Here is a 12,462-nt window from a genome sequence, read left to right as displayed (position 1 = left end):
TCCAGGTCAACGGCGAACACGACTCTCCGTTTGGCTGATCACTGTGCGTACCTGGGCATGCAGACGCGGATTGGTCGTCGCGACGACATCCCCGCTCCACGCGGTGACCGGCCGGCCGTCGTGGCCGCTGACCACCCCGCCGGCCTCCTGCACAATCAGCACCCCGGCCGCGTAGTCCCACGCCTGGCCGTCCACCTCGGCGAACACATCGACGCTGCCATCGGCCACCCGGCACAGCGCCTCGCCACCGCAGCCGGTGATCCGGATGTCGTGCGCGGCGTCCCACAGGCCGAGCAGGATCTCCCGCGCCCGCTCCTTCCACGGCGGCGGCGACGCCGAGCATATCGCCAGGGCCCGGGCCAGGTCGGTGGTGCTGGTCAGGCGCAGACGGCTCGTGCCGCGGTACGCCCCGCCGCCGCGTACGGCGGTGTATTCGACGTCCGTTCCAGCGGCGTAGAAGGCTGCCACCATCGTGCGGTCACGGTACGCGTACGCGACGCTCACCCCCCACGTCGGCAACCCTCGCAGGTAGTTGTGCGTCCCGTCCAGCGGGTCGACGACCCAGCAGTGCGGCGAGGCGGGTCCGTGGTTGCCCGACTCCTCGGTCAGCACGTGGTGCCCGGGAAAGGCCGTCCGGATGCGGCTGAGAATGAGCTGCTCGGCCGCCGCGTCCGCCGCGCTGGTCAGCTCGTATGCGTCCTTGGGCACCGCCGCGACACCGCCCGCGGCGGCGTGCAGCAGCTCCCCGGCTTCACGGGCAGCGCCGCGGGCCACTGCCAGGGCCCGTGCCGGGTCGGCCGAATCGGTCATTGACGGCCCGCCAGGAATCGGTCGTGGAACTCGGCGAGCACGTCGGCATCCTCGTACCCCAGGCGCATGCTGGCGGTGGCCGCCCGCGAGAAGAACCGGAACGCCTGGCCCTCGGTCGGCGTCAGCTCGCCCGGGTCGAAGTCCGCCCGCATCCAGAAGGTGTGCTCGAAGCCGTACGACCGTTGCCGCGCCCACAGCACTCGGACCTCCTGCGGGTGCGGCGTCAGCCCCAACTCCTCGCCGAGTTCCCGCAGCACACACTGGTGCGGGGTCTCGCCGTCCTCGATCATCCCGCCGGGCACACTCCACATGCCGGGGAACGGAATGGCAGGGTCGTCGTCGCGCAGTTGGAGCAGCACCTCGTCGCGCCCGTTGACGACGATGACCTGCACGCCCTCCGGGCCGGTCATGTCACCGCCCCCGGGAACTTGAGCAGGGCGGCTACCACGTCGGCGACGTCGCCGTCGGACATCGTCGGGAACAGCGGAAGCGACAGGATTCGCCCGCTCATCTCGGTGGCCACCGGAAGGTCACGTTCCACGGGGGAGAGCACCTTGCGGTAGTACGGCTGCAGGTGCATGCCGCGGAAGTGCACCCCGGCGCCGATACCCTCGGCGCGCAGGTGGGTCAGCAGGGCATCGCGCGTTCCCGGCGGGGCGTCGCTCGGCACCGTGACCACGTACAGGTGCCGGGCGTGCCGGTCGCCAGGCCGGACCGCCCGCAGCGGCGTGAGCCAGTCCAGGGCCTCGAGTTGTTCGTCGTAGCAACGGCTGAGCCGCTCGCGCTCGCTGATGTACCCGTCGAGCTTCGGAAGCTGATGCAGGCCCACCGCCGCCTGTACATCCGTCATGTTGTATTTGAAGCCCGGCAGGTGCAGCTCCCAGTGGATCGAACCCGAGGCACTGTTGCGCTTCCACGCGTCGGTGGAGATCCCGTGCGTCACGAGCATCCGGGCGACTCGCTCAGCCTCGTCGTCGTCCAGGGTCAGGATGCCGCCCTCGACCGTCGTGATGTTCTTCGTCGGATAGAAGCTGTACGCGGTCATCGTGCCGCGCGAGCCGATCCGCGCGCCGCCGTACGTTGCGCCGATGGCGTGCGCCGCGTCCTCGACCACGGCGAGCCCGTGCCGGCGGGCGATCTGGTCGATCGCGTCGAGGTCGCACGCCTGCCCGGCCATGTGCACCGGAACGATGGCCTTGGTGCGCGGCGTGATCGCCCGCTCGATGAGCGACGCGTCGATGTTCAGGGTGGCCGGCTCCACGTCCACGAAGACCGGCCGCGCCCCCAGATGCCAGATCACATTGGCCGTGGAGGGCCAGGAGATCGGCGTGGTGATGACCTCGTCGCCGGTCGATACGCCGACCGCGGCGAGGGCCACGTGCAACGCGCCGGTACAGCTGTTCGTCGCGATGGCATGCCGGCTGCCGACGTAATCGCGAACCATCGCCTCGAACCGCTTGGTCCGGGGGCCGGTTGTCAGCCACCCCGAACGCAGCGTCTCGACGACCTCGGCCTCCTCCGCCGGGCCGATGTCCGCCGTGGCCAGCGGCAGGAAGTCGCGCCGGACCGGCTCGCCGCCCTCCGCCGCCGGCTTGCGTGCCTGCGCCAGCAGAGTGCGGACGGTGTTGGCTCTCGTCACGTCGGCCGGGGTCAGACCGTCCTCCGTCGCCGAGTTCAGGATCTCCTGGATGCCTTCTGCGGGCTGGCGACCGGCGACGATGCCGGTGTCGCGGCGCAGCGCGGAGGCGTCGGCTGCGTAGTCTCGGGTGTCGAGGAGCGTGCCGGAGCTGGTCAGCTCCGCCCCGGGGACGCGCTCAGCCACCTCTTCGGCGATCTCCCGGACGGAGGCGTTGATGCTGACCATGTTGTAGACGGCGGCGTCGGTGGACACCGCGTCGGGATCGTCCACCAACCGGACGTAGGCGTCCGCTGCGTCCGCCACGTGCAGCAGCGGTCGACGCTGGCGGCCGTCTCCGTCCACATGCACCTTCTGGTGCAGCACCGCGGAGGCGGTCATCGCGTTGATCATCAGGTCGTAGCGCATGCGCGGAGACGTACCGAACAGGGTGCCCATGCGCAGGGAGACGGTCCGAAACCCAGGTCCGGCCTCGGCGGCGATCGCCTGCTCCGCAGCGATCTTCGACCGGGCGTACGCCGTGAGCGGCGCGACCTCGGCGCCCTCGTCCAGGAACTTCGCGTCGTTCATCCCGTACACGCTGCAGGAGGATGCGAACAGGAACAGGCGCGCGCCGTGCGCCTTGGCGAGCCGGGCGAACGCGACGGCAGCGTCCACGTTCACCGACTCGGTCCACGACTCGTTGATGTCGCCGGCCGGGTCATTGCTGAGCGCGGCGAGGCAGATCCCGACGTCTATGCCGGTCAGCGCGCTGTCCGGCAGGTCCCGGACGTCGCTCTCCACGATCCGCAGGTTGTCGTTTCCCTCCACGGCGGCGAGGGCTTCGCGACCGAAGTAGAACCGGTCCACCGCCACCACCCGGTGGCCGGCGGACAGCAGACGGGGTACCAGTACGGAGCCGAGGTAGCCGCCGGCTCCGGTGACGACGACTCGCCGAGGTTCGCCGGGCCCGCTCCGGGCCAGCTCGGTGCTGGGCGCGTATTCCTGCACTGTCATGACGGTCTCCTTCGGTGCCCGTACCCGCTGGCGTTCATCGCCACCGCGCCGTCGGGGGCGGTGATTGCCGTCGTGCTGAGCGGCGTGCCGCCCTCGTCCGCCGACGCGGCGAGCAGGTGACACAGTTCGATGTCGATGAGGGCGTTCCCGGCCGGGTTGCGCACCCGGGCGGTTCCGCGGCAAGCCGCCACGAAGGCCGCCGCCTGTCGTGCGAAGGCGTCATTCGAGGCGAAGTCGCGGGTCACCGACGGACCGCGCCGCGGATGGTGGCGCAGGCCTCCCGGCTCCAGATCACCGGGCCGTAGGTCCAGGGCCCCGTCGGTGCCGAGGATGCGGACATCCCAGGCGTCCATTCCCGGCGGCCGCACGTAGCTGGCGGTCATCGTGCAGAGCACGTCGCCGGGGAAGGTGAGCAGGATGGCGCAGGTCTCGTGTCGCACCGCGCCGGCCCGCGTCAGCGCCTTGCGGTTGGCGATCGCCGCGACGGTCTCGGGTGTGCCGAGAATCCAGCGCAGCGGATTGAGGAACGCGTAGCTCACATGCGTGACGAACATGCCACCGCTGGCTTCTTCGTCGTAATACCAGGAGCGCGGATCCTGGTCCACCAACGCGATGGTCTGCACGGCGAGCAGCTCGCCGAGGGCGCCCGAGTGGATCATCTCCGCTGCGGCGTGCCAGACACGCTTGTACCGGGCCTCGTAACCGGCCTCGACGACCAGCCCGTACTCGGCCGCGAGCGCGGCGATCTCCCGGGCGGCCGGACGGGTCGCCGCGAGACTGCCGCCGGCCAGCACGTGCATCCCCGAGCGCAGCGCCCAGCGGACCACGTCGTCCTGTAGCTGGTGCGGCACCTCGGCGAGCAGCGCGTCCGGGGCGGTGGACGCCAGCTCACGGTAATCGTCCGTGCTGACGGGGATGCCGAAGCGGGCGGCGAACTCCTCGGCCCGGCTGCGGCGTCGGGCGGCAATCCCGCACAGCTCCACGCCGTCGACGGCGGCCAACGCGTCTGCGCGGATCTCCGCCATCCGTCCGGCTCCCACCACGGCGACGCGCACGGCCGGCGCCTACCGGCCCGCGACGGCCGGGACCGCCGCCGGTCCTGCGGTGAGCCCGGTTCGGGTGAACGCGGCGGCCGCCTTCGGCGCCTGTTCGGTAACCTGCGGAGCGGGCTCCGGCGGTCGCATTGCCATTTCCGGCGGCCCGCCGAGCGGGCCGCCGATCGGCTCGAAGGAGCCCGCTCGCATCGAATCACGGTATGCGTGCAGCGCCATTTCGTCGGTTCGGACAATCTTTTCGGCGAACGTCGTCCGGCGCAGCGTCACCCGGTTGTTCCAGGCTCTTCCCACGGTTTTCCGCCTTCTTTCCGAAGTGGCCCGACCGTCCGATCCGAAACGCCAGCTCGCGATGTATCGCCTTTTTCTAGGCCGGAGGGTGGACGGTATCAGGTCAGCAGCCATAAATGTCAATGGCATTGATTGGCATGGTGGTTCGGTGCCTCCCGTCAACTGCCGAACAATCGGATGGCGACAGGACTTCCGCTGGAAGGTGACAACCGTCAGGTGTGGGCGGGCGTGGACGCCCGGACCAGGACCACGCCGGGAGCGTCTGCCAGGCGGGAGTTGAGCTGCGCGACGGCGGCCTCCGTCGTGGTCGCCGCGCAGTCCAGTCGATCCACCGGCAGGTCCGGGCCCACCGCCCGGACCAGGCGATCGACCAGCGCGTCCGCGCTGTCCGGGCGGTCCGCACCGGGTGCCAGGGGCTGGCCTCCGGTCTTGTCCTGGGTGCCGTTGACCAGGACGACGACGACCACCGGAACGCGCCGCGCCGCCACGTCGAGCAGGCCCTGCAGTCCGGTGTGGAGCAGAGCGTAGTCGCCGATGACCGCCACTGTGGCCGCCTGGCCGCGGGCTGCGCCGCCGGCCACGGAGACCGCCGAGCCGAGACACACGGCGGCGTCCGAGGCCTCGTACGGCGCGTAGCAGAGGTTGACCGACGACCCGACGTCGGTGGCGACGAACACTCCGGTCCGGCGGAGATCGGCGATCGCCGCGAACACCGGATGGAACGGTGGGTAGGTGGAGTCCTTGCGGGTCTTGGCCTGGACGGTCCGCCACTCGGCGGGGCCCTCGGCGAGCGCACGGGTGACAGCCCCCGATCTGATCGGACCCTCCGGCGGGAGGTGCCCGCTGATCCGTCCGATCGCCTGGTGACCGCCCGGGACCTGCTCACGGATCCGCCGTTCCAGATGCGGCAGCGGGCTCTCCAGGATGACGATGCGGTTGTGCTCCTCGACGAACCGCGTGATCTCTTTCTCGTTCCGGTCGGCACCGAGCCGGCGTAGCGTCAGCCGGCACGCGCCGTCCGGCACCTCGGCCTCCGAACGCCCGAAACAAATCAGTCCCACGTCGTGCGGCGCAGCGCAGGCCAGCACCGGTTCGGCGCCCGGCACAGGTGAGTTGGTGGAGTGCTGGCGCAGGCGGCGGTGCTGTGTCCGGCCCAGTTTGGTGAGCCGCTGGGCGACCGCCGGGTCGAGCGTCGGCCGATCGCCGGCGATGGTGTCGCCCACCGGCTCCGGGCCGCCGCCCGCGCCGGTCGGCACGGCGCCGGTCAACCGCAGGACGACCGGCACCGATTCGGCCTCGGAGAGGCGGACGACGGTGGCGATACAGTGCTCCAGATCGCCGTCGAGGGTCGGTTCGATCAGCGGGATGCGCAGGATCTCCGCGAGGTCGCGGCTGTCCTGCATCGCTGTGGAACGGGAGCAGTCGAGATCGTCGGCGACGATCAGCACGATCGCCGCTCCGATCGAGTGCACCGCCGCGTTCAGCAGCGGATCGAACGCCACGTTGAGGCCATTCTGTTTGCACATCACCACGCTGCGTCGACCGACGAAGGACAGGCCCAGGGCGTTCTCCACCGCGACTTTCTCGTTCACCGACCATTCGAAGCCGAGCAATGCTTCCGCCGCGGTGTCGGCCACGTGTGTGATTGGCGCTCCCGGTACCGCGAAACAGTGTTCGACGCCGTGTTTCGCAAGCATCGCGGAAACCGAGCTGCAATCGCAGTCACCTTGGCAATGGCTCACGTCGGCTCCCTACATAGCGATGTTCATCGACTTGCGACGCTACCACCGCTCGAATTGGAATTGCGCATTCCGGGACGTGTAAAACTAGAGAAATTCGGCGCTCGAAGATGGCATTCACCGGGACCGCCGGCCGGCGCTCACCGACCGTCGTCCTCCCACCAGCCCGGATAGGCGCGGTCCGGCATGGTCGCGGCATCGAAAGCGGTCATCCGGGCGTACCCCTGGTAGAGCCGGAAGTAGTGGGGGAGGGCGCAGCGACCGAGCCAGGGCTTGCGGGTGCCGCCGTAGTGCAGGATCCGGGGCGCAGGCCCCCGGTACTCGCGGACCACCGTCCGTGCGACCTGGAAATTCCACTCGTAGCCCAGCTCCCGCCAGTGATCGCCGAGCGCGACGTTGAGCGAGTCCTGGTCGGGCAACACGAGGTCGGTGCGGTTGCGGGCGAAGTCGAAGACGCGCCGGGTGGCGTCGATCGCATCCCAGCGCTTCAGGTCGATGACCAGGACCCCCGCATTCAGTTGCCGTCCGGCGTACCGCTTGCCAAATATCTGCGCCGGTGCCCCGAAGTCCCAGTCGCGCACCGCTCCGAAGGCATGCTCCCCGAGTGGGGCCTCGGCCAGCGGCCGCACATCGCCGACCACAAGGGTGTCCGCGTCCATGTAGAGCATCCGCCGGTGCCGCCCGGCCAACAGGCCGGGGGCGAGCAGGTAAGCGAAAACCGTCGGCGCGAACTCCCTGTTCTCGCAGCGGGTGGAGGGCAGATCCCGCAGGAGCGCCTCGTTCACAGGAAGGAACTCGACGGTGGCGGCGGACGACCACGATGCGGCGATGAGCTCCCGCGATCGTGCGGAGATGCCGATGTCGACCACGTACATGGCGGGCCGCACGCCCTCCGGGAGGTTCGCCAGCAGCGACCGGCCAGAGACCGCCGCGGGGAGGGCGTAGTTGTCGTCCGTGGCCCACACCAGGGCCACGCTGTCGGTTGTCGCCACGGGAGTTCTCCCTGGTCCGCGAACCGGAATGGTCAGAACGTGGGACCGCCGGCGGCGATGCACCGCCGGCGGTACTCGTCGTACATCACCCGCATGTCGGGCAGGTGGTGCGGGTCGCCGAAGCGGTAGACGACCGGTAGTGGCCCGTTCCATTCCCGGCGTAACTCGTCGAGGACGGGGAAGTGCCACTCGAGACCGAGCCGCTTCCAGCGCGTCGGTACGTCGCGGCGGCGGAGCTTGTCCTCGGCGAGCGTCCTGGTGTCGACCACCAGTACGCCAGGGTCGATGATCGGGATGTCACCCGAGCCGGGTTGAGTGAAGCGCGGTGCGCCGGCTACCGGGCAGCCGTCCAGGTCGATCGAGCTGAGCGGCGACAGGTCGCCGATGACGAGGGTGGCGCAGGCCAGATGAATAATCCGGTGGTGCGCCTCCGCCAGCTTCTCGGAGAGCAGGACGGCCGCGCCCAGCTCCCCGGGCGGGAGCGGCGCACCGGCCGCGGGGTCAAGGAATTCCAGGCGGCCGCGGCCGAGCAGCGCCGACAGGCTCTGCTTGGTCTCCGGCCGCAGCCCCAGATCGAGTACGACGAAGTGAAAGTCGTCGGACGGGCTGTTCTCCAGGAGCGAGGTGGCGGACACCGCGGCGGGGCCGGCATCTGCTTCGGATACCGCGTACGTGACGACATGGCGGTTCGGTCGGTGCACCGGTGGCTGACCTTCCTCGGGGGAGCGATCGCGGGCCAGCGGACCTAGATGAAGTCCACTCCGGACCTGTCGCGCTGCCGGGACAGGAAGGAACCGATGATCTGGGCTGCCGCCTGGTCCTGGGTCATCCCCTTGTTGCGCGCCCACGCACGCATCTGCCGATGATCCGCCGCTGGCAGCGTGACGACGACCTGCCGGACCCCCTCGGCTCCGCGCGCCGGCACGCCGATCGGGTGCAGACCGGTGCGTGGATTGCCCTTCAGCTGCTTCATCGATCGCAGCCGGTGGATCTGCTCGGCCCGGGTCAGCCCGGCGAGCTGAGAGGCGATGGCCTTGAGGTCCACCCGCTCCCGGGCCACGTCCTTGACTGCGTCCTCCACCCTCAGGGCGGTCTTCACGTCGATGTCGCCCTGGTCGACCAGCGTCTTCAGTTCCGGGTCCAGCCGCTCGTACTTCACGTACGAGCGAACCTGGTGATACGGCAACCCGAGCTCGTCCGCTGCGGCCTTCATCGAGCCGTACTTGTGGTAGAGCAAGGTGCAGACGTCAATGAGATCCAGCTGGTTCATGTTGCGCCGGATCAGGTTCTCGCTGAGCGAGAGGACCTTGGCGGAGATCTCGTCGACCGCTCGCTCCAGGATGGCGGCGTTGATCGTCCGGCGGTTGAGCCGTTGGTGGGCGAGGAAACGGCGTTGCCCGATGATGATCTCGTACCGGTCCGCCGTGCCGTCGATCGGTGCGACGACGATCGGCTCCAACTGGTTGTTCACCCGGATGCTCTCCACGAGATCATCCAGGCCCTCATCGACCGCCCGGGTGCGGGCCTGCCGAGCGCTGATCTCCAACCGCTCCAGTGGCAGGTCCTCCACCGAGCGAATCTTGACACCCACAATCATCCCCCCCGTGTGCAGAAGTTCGTCTAGATCGATCGACCTCCATGGCATTTCTACAACCTGATGGTTTCATTGGCCACGGCCACGCCAGGAATGCGCGGTATGGATGGTTGTCCACCTAACGCCAAGCGCGAGGGTTTAACGGGGTGGATGCCGTTGCTACAGCACGGATGCGGGGCGACGGTGGCGGTGATCCCCGGGCCGGGCCCGGTCGCCCGTCGGCTGCGGCGTGCCGTCCTGGTGCCAGGGGACCGTGATCGATCGACAATGCGTGCCGCAGGGAAACTAGATTCGAAAGTGTGATCTTGGCAGGCCGAGGGCGGCTGTCAGCGGTCGGACTTCCGGGGGTGTACCACGAGATCGCCGGCCGCACTCGAGGTGATCTGATCGTCGGCGAAGGTGACGTCGACGGGGATCCCGGTGCCCGACAACTCGTTGTGACCCTTGACGTAGGCGCCGGTCAGCCGCCCGTCGCGGCAGTGCACGACCGCGCAGCCGCCCGGCACCAGTGTGGTCCGCAGTGGCCGACCCATGACTGTCGTCCGCACCGGCACCGGGTCGTCGCCGGCACCGGGAACGGGCCGGTGGAACAGGAAGACGAACACATCACCGGCGGCGCTCACGCGGCGCAACTGGAGAACGCCGTCGCCTGGCCCGTCGGCCCGCGGCGCCGTGTGGGTCCAGGCGGCCAGCGCCGTACGGGCGTCGGCGGCGACGGTGATCGGCAGCCCGGCCTGGGCCGCGTCGGCCAGGCGGGAGCACCGGGCACCTCGCTCGTCAACCCCCGGCAGCTCACCCAGTAGCAACACGGGGCGTCCACGGCGGGCGTACGCGACCAGGAGTTCCTGGAGTTCGGCCGGCATGAGCGGTCCTGATGTGGTGACCAGCGGACGGCCCTGACCGATGTCGTCGTCCGTCTCGCTGAGCGCGATCGAGAACGGCACCCCGTACCGCAGACAGTGCTGGACGAACGGCGTGATCGTCCGGCCGGCGGGCGGTTCCGTCCCGTTGCCCCACGAGGTGATCGCCGCCTGGGCGGGGCGGACGAGGAGGACAACGTCGGCCTCCGGCCGGCTCGCGGCCAGGGCCGGTCCCGCCGCACGCAGGAAACTGGTGAACCCCCGCAGCGCCGCCAGGCTGGTCCCGGGAGAACCGTCGACCTGTATCGGCGCTGCCTCGCCGTACGGCGGGTCGAGCAGCGCTGGATCGCCGGCGACCATCCGCCGGTGCGCCGCGTCCATCATGAGGTGACCGCCCCACTCGGCGGTGGCGCAGGCGGTGTAGACGCTGATGCCGGTGGCGCCGCAGGCGAGGCCGAGCAGGGAGCGGTAGATCGGTACGGAGGCTGCGGCGCATGCGCGCCCGACCCACGTCAGCGACCAGTTCTCCTCCAGCACCGGCCCGGGGGCGCGCTTGGCCGCCAGCACGTACCGGGTCAGCTCGTCGTCGTCGGCGGGGTCGCCGGTCCAGTTCGTGAATCCATAGTGGACCGTACGCGCCGTCGTCGGTCCAGTGCGGCTCAGCCAGGCATCCAGAGCGGGGGATCGCGCTCCCGCCGGCGGCGCTGCGTTCATCAGCAGCGGCACGTTCAGGCCGAGCCGCGCGCCGATGTCGTCCAGCCCGGCCGCCAGCGACTCGTTGAGCCAGGCCGCCCATTGGGCGTGGTCGCCGCCCGCGCCGGGGCGCGGCGGCCGGAGGCCGGGATACCGCCGGGCGAAGGCTGCCAGTCCGGGCTCCGAGTAGTCCAGGGCGTCCGGCGCCAGCCCCGTCTCCCCGAACCAGCCCTCGTTGCCCACCTGGACCGCCACGACCGGCCCGTGCGGATGGATCCGGGGCCGCAGGACGTCGCCGACCGCGCGCAGCCACTGCCCGGCGTCCGCCAGGAAGACCGGATCATGCGGCGACGGCAGCGGGTAACCCTGCGCGGACAGCGGCTCGTCGGTGGCGGAGAGCGCGGCGACCCGACCGGTGCCCCCGGCTGGTCCGACCCTGTCGGGCAGTCCGCCGAGGGGGAGTTCGGCGTGCACGTACGGGCCCGGTTTCGGCAGCGCCCACAGGCCGGCGGCGTGCACCAGGTCGAGGAACCCGACCAGGTCCCGGTTGCCCGGGCCGGTGAAGGTGAAACGACCCGGCTCCATCTCGTGGTGGCGCCAAGGAACGTAGAAGCTGACGGTGGTGAGCCCGGCCGCCCGAAGCGCGCGCAGCTTGGCCGCCCACCGCTCGGCCGGGTCGCGGTAGTACGGGTAGTCGCCGGCCAGCAGCAGGTCCGGCCGGCCGTCGATGACCAGCACACCGTCGCGGATCACGGAAGTCATGCGTCCGCCGCCGACATGGTGAGCAGGATCTTCAGCGCGGCATACCCGTCGGCCGGGTCCGGGACGCCCAGCATGGTCATGGCCTCGCCGGCCCGATCCAGCGGGATCTCGTGGCTGACCAGGGACTCCAGCGGCAGGCTGGGGGCGAGCTTCAGCGCGGACCTGAAATCCGCGGGGGCGTACGGGCCGGCGCCGACCAGCCGGATCGCGCCGGTCGCCAGCCGGTGCAGCGGAATCCGGGCGACGCTGCCCAGCCGCTCACCCATCACCAGGATGGTGCCGCCGTCGCCGACGAGGTCGATCCCGATCCCGGGCATGGTGCCGACGGTGTCGATCACCAGGTCCGGCCGGCGGACGAGATCGGCGACGGCGGTTACCTCGACCGAGCGCGGCAGCGCCTCCCGAACCAGGGACGCCCGGCGCGGGTCCGGTTCGGTCAGCTGAACCCGGAAGCCCCGGTAGGCCAGGACCAGCGCGCAGAGGGCGCCGATCGGGCCGCCGCCGAGGACGAGGATGGTGTCGTCCCAGCGGGGTGCCGCGCTGCGCAGGTTGTTCAGCACGCAGGCCAGCGGCTCGACCAGCGCGGCGCGCCGGTCCGGCAACTCGTCCGGGATCGGGTGAACGAAGCGTTCCGGCACGAGCGCGTACTGCGCCATGGTGCCGTCGCGGTCGACGCCTATTTCGTGACCGTCCTTGGCCCGGCAGAGCGCCATGCGTCCCCGTTGGCACATCGGGCAGGTCGTGCAGTAGTAGGTGGGGTTCACCACCACCCGGTCGCCGCCGCGCAGGCTGCGCACCGCCGCGCCGACCGCCGCGACCCGGCCGACGGATTCGTGGCCCAGCACGACACCGGGTGCCGCCGCGGCCTCGCCCAGCAAAATGGCGCGATCGGTGCCGCAGATGCCGGTCATCCTGATTCTGACCAGCACGTCCTCGGGGTCGGTGATGATCGGCACCGGCCGCCGGGTGAGTGTCCCGTGCGAGGTCGCGGTGTGGAGCGCGTACGCGGGCATGGTGGCGGTCACGGCGAACTCCTT

At 70.4% G+C, this 12,462-nt stretch carries 11 protein-coding genes; all 11 read right to left on the bottom strand.

What is annotated here, in order from left to right:
• Positions 1-6: 6 nt before the first annotated feature.
• The 11 genes from ACTFTM_RS21325 to ACTFTM_RS21275 all read right to left on the bottom strand — a co-directional run bounded on the left by ACTFTM_RS21325 (position 7) and on the right by ACTFTM_RS21275 (position 12,450).
• Entirely contained in the window at positions 7-810 is an 804-nt protein-coding gene (locus ACTFTM_RS21325) for an inositol monophosphatase family protein (protein ID WP_449562255.1), read from the bottom strand.
• The gene (locus tag ACTFTM_RS21320; protein ID WP_449562254.1) at positions 807-1,220 is read right to left on the bottom strand and encodes an NUDIX hydrolase; all 414 of its coding nucleotides are present in this window, start codon (positions 1,218-1,220) and stop codon (positions 807-809) included. The genes ACTFTM_RS21325 and ACTFTM_RS21320 overlap by 4 nt, the downstream gene beginning before the upstream one ends.
• Positions 1,217-3,442 carry an aminotransferase class I/II-fold pyridoxal phosphate-dependent enzyme gene (locus ACTFTM_RS21315; RefSeq protein WP_449562253.1) on the bottom strand — a complete coding sequence of 742 codons (2,226 nt, stop codon included), beginning with the start codon at positions 3,440-3,442 and terminating at the stop codon, positions 1,217-1,219. Before ACTFTM_RS21315 ends, ACTFTM_RS21320 begins: the two co-directional genes overlap by 4 nt.
• Positions 3,439-4,485 carry a Gfo/Idh/MocA family protein gene (locus ACTFTM_RS21310; protein ID WP_449566683.1) on the bottom strand — a complete coding sequence of 349 codons (1,047 nt, stop codon included), beginning with the start codon at positions 4,483-4,485 and terminating at the stop codon, positions 3,439-3,441. Before ACTFTM_RS21310 ends, ACTFTM_RS21315 begins: the two co-directional genes overlap by 4 nt.
• Before the next feature lie 21 nt (positions 4,486-4,506).
• Positions 4,507-4,764: a hypothetical protein gene (locus tag ACTFTM_RS21305; RefSeq protein ID WP_449562252.1), complete on the bottom strand. Its 258-nt coding sequence runs from the start codon at positions 4,762-4,764 to the stop codon at positions 4,507-4,509.
• A gap of 233 nt (positions 4,765-4,997) precedes the next feature.
• Positions 4,998-6,482: a thiamine pyrophosphate-dependent enzyme gene (locus tag ACTFTM_RS21300; RefSeq protein WP_449562251.1), complete on the bottom strand. Its 1,485-nt coding sequence runs from the start codon at positions 6,480-6,482 to the stop codon at positions 4,998-5,000.
• A gap of 182 nt (positions 6,483-6,664) precedes the next feature.
• Positions 6,665-7,516, bottom strand: coding sequence for a glycosyltransferase family 8 protein (locus ACTFTM_RS21295; RefSeq protein ID WP_449562250.1), 852 nt, complete (start codon positions 7,514-7,516; stop codon positions 6,665-6,667).
• A 32-nt stretch (positions 7,517-7,548) separates the two neighbouring features.
• The gene (locus ACTFTM_RS21290) at positions 7,549-8,217 is read right to left on the bottom strand and encodes a hypothetical protein (protein ID WP_449562249.1); all 669 of its coding nucleotides are present in this window, start codon (positions 8,215-8,217) and stop codon (positions 7,549-7,551) included.
• A 44-nt stretch (positions 8,218-8,261) separates the two neighbouring features.
• Positions 8,262-9,086, bottom strand: a complete 825-nt coding sequence (locus ACTFTM_RS21285; protein ID WP_449562248.1) for a ParB/RepB/Spo0J family partition protein — start codon at positions 9,084-9,086, stop codon at positions 8,262-8,264.
• A gap of 350 nt (positions 9,087-9,436) precedes the next feature.
• A complete protein-coding gene (locus tag ACTFTM_RS21280) occupies positions 9,437-11,425 on the bottom strand; it encodes a beta-galactosidase (RefSeq protein ID WP_449562247.1) in 1,989 nt (662 codons plus the stop codon).
• Complete coding sequence (locus tag ACTFTM_RS21275; protein WP_449562246.1) at positions 11,422-12,450, bottom strand: zinc-dependent alcohol dehydrogenase; 1,029 nt, start codon at positions 12,448-12,450, stop codon at positions 11,422-11,424. Before ACTFTM_RS21275 ends, ACTFTM_RS21280 begins: the two co-directional genes overlap by 4 nt.
• Positions 12,451-12,462 lie beyond the last annotated feature (12 nt).

This window comes from Micromonospora sp. RB23 (assembly GCF_053585025.1).
This window is presented reverse-complemented; position numbering and strand designations above follow the sequence as displayed.

What these genes read in the sequence shown, in the direction of transcription:
- ACTFTM_RS21280 (WP_449562247.1), bottom strand. Translation starts at nt 11,425, where the DNA reads ATGACTTCCGTGATCCGCGACGGTGTGCTGGTCATCGACGGCCGGCCG.
- ACTFTM_RS21320 (WP_449562254.1), bottom strand. Translation starts at nt 1,220, where the DNA reads ATGACCGGCCCGGAGGGCGTGCAGGTCATCGTCGTCAACGGGCGCGAC.
- ACTFTM_RS21300 (WP_449562251.1), bottom strand. Translation starts at nt 6,482, where the DNA reads ATGCTTGCGAAACACGGCGTCGAACACTGTTTCGCGGTACCGGGAGCG.
- ACTFTM_RS21325 (WP_449562255.1), bottom strand. Translation starts at nt 810, where the DNA reads ATGACCGATTCGGCCGACCCGGCACGGGCCCTGGCAGTGGCCCGCGGC.
- ACTFTM_RS21315 (WP_449562253.1), bottom strand. Translation starts at nt 3,442, where the DNA reads ATGACAGTGCAGGAATACGCGCCCAGCACCGAGCTGGCCCGGAGCGGG.